The sequence below is a fragment of the bacterium genome (genome assembly GCA_026398675.1).
GTDB lineage: Bacteria > RBG-13-66-14 > RBG-13-66-14 > RBG-13-66-14 > RBG-13-66-14 > RBG-13-66-14.
In genome coordinates this window covers 1-2,092 of the sequence record JAPLSK010000393.1, presented here as the reverse complement: position 1 = coordinate 2,092, position 2,092 = coordinate 1, and the positions used below count along the sequence as shown (strand labels likewise).

The 2,092-nt window shown below is 64.8% G+C and carries 1 protein-coding gene; it reads right to left on the bottom strand.

All coding sequences use genetic code 11. From position 1 onward, the window contains the following. On the bottom strand, positions 1-2,092 hold a 2,092-nt coding region (locus tag NTW26_11695; GenBank protein ID MCX7022909.1), incomplete at both ends, for an isopeptide-forming domain-containing fimbrial protein.

Sequence of the window (2,092 nt, the reverse complement as noted above, 5' to 3'; positions counted from 1 at the left end):
ATTTGCGAGGGTGACGTCGAAGGAGAAACGGACCGGGGCGGCCGCGGTATAGTAGGTGTCCGCCTCGTCCCAGAAGAAGGTCACCACCGGCAGCGCGCTGGTATCGCAGGTGAAGGCGGGACCGCTTATGTTCTGAACATTCTCCGACCAGATCAGCCCTTCGGTCACTACCTCGGAGAGGGTTATGTCGTGGGCCGACGCGGTGCTGTCGGTGGTATGGTTGAAGGCGACCGTCACCGTGATCACGTCCCCGGCATCGCCGGTCTGGGCGGAGAGGGACTTGCGGACTGCCAGGTCCGGCTCGAGCACCTCGGTGTCGGAGGCGGCGGACCAGAGCGGGCCCCCTCCCTCGTAGGTCAGGGCGAGATTGTTGTTCAACAAAGTCCCGTTCTGGTTCCCGGTAACGTTGGTGAAGCAGACCGTGTAGGTGATCGTGACCGTGTCCGCCGCCGGTCCGGCCGGGTTGACGATCGTCCCGAAGTTCCAGGTCGCCGTCGCGCCCTGGTTGGTGATCACCGGTTCGGTCTGACCGCTGAAGGTGATGGCGGTATCGGCGGTGAAGCTGTCCAGGGAAACGAAGGCGAGACCGCTGTCCAGAGTGTCCTCGAGTTTGACGGCGGACATCGTCCCCTCGTTCAGGGTGAAAACCGCCCGGTACTGGAAGGTCTCCCCGATCACCGCGTCGCCGTCGCCGAGAAGGGTTTTATCGATCGCGAGGTTGTCGTCGATGGTCACCTCGGCGCTGTCTTCGTCGTCATAGGTGTCGCAGGCGGTGTCCCCCGTGCCGTTCCGCGCGTTGGGGTTGGCGCCGGGGGTGCTCGTCCACTCGAGGCCGGCGGTATTGGTGACGATCTGGGAGGGGCCGACCGGGTTTTCCAGGACGACATCGAAGGTGAATTCGGACACGGCCCCCTCGGCGATCGTTTCATAGGCGAAGGCCACCGTGGGCAGAGCGCTGGTGTCGACGGTGAAGGCCGGCCCGGAGATGACCTGGAGGTTGTCGGCCCAGGTCAGGGCGTCGGGGAGGACGTCGGTGATCGCCGCGTTGAACGCGTCGGAGTCGCTGGCGCCGGCGCGGGTGACGGTGATTCTGAAATAGATGGTGTCGCCGGCGTCGCCATGGTCGGGGACGGCCGCTTTCTCGATCAGGAGCGCCGGCTCCACCACCGTGTTGCTCACCTGGTTCGAGGTGTCGGTGTGCCAGGTCCCGCCGGACGACTGGTCGTTCCAGCCGATGTAACCCCGGTTGAGAAACGAGACCCCGCGGAGCACGCAGTCGTCGGAAGAATCGGTCTGGTCTACAAACATGGAGACGGTCACGACGGCGTCGACCCCCGTCTGGCCGGGGCCGAAGTCGCCGAAGTCGACCGAGACCGATGTGGTCCCATCGGGGTTTTCGGCCCAGAAAGGCGCCCCGGAGGGAGCGGCGGCGACGTTGGTAACGGTAAGGCCGTCCTCGACCGTGTCGGTGAAAAGGAGGTCATAGGCGGTGGTGTTTTCGGGGAGATCGAGGTCGATCGTGTAGATAAGCGGCTCGCCGATGGCGACGCCCGTCCCCGTCGTGTAACTCTCCGAGGATTGGGCCTTGGTCACGTCGGCTACATCGGTGTAGTGGGTCTCGGAATCGGGGAGAAGGCCGGGGTAAACCCGCTCGTCGGGGTTGCTTCCGGGCAATGACGAATATTCGGTCACGCGGGCCTCATCGGTCATACTGAAGCCGGCCCCGACATCGGCGTCTACGAAGACGTGATAGTTAATCGTCGCGGTCTCGCCCACGGTGAGGCGGGAGAAGGAGGCATTGGTCGAGACGGGCTGCGAAGTGTCGGAGGAGACGAAGGTGATGGTGTAGGTCGGGTTGGACCAGCTCGCGGTGTAGTCGGCGCCGGCGGAGAGGGTGCGCCCGCCCACCGTGATGCTGTCCACCCCCGGGCTGGTTCCCCGCATCCCCACGGGGATGCGGTCGGTGATCACGGTGTCAAAGGCGGTGTTCCAGCCGGTGTTGGCGAAGGTTACCCGGTAGTAGACGGTCTCTCCGCCCCAAACCGGATTGGTGGTGGTCGTGGACTTGTCGAAGGCGGAGAGGCGCGGCTGG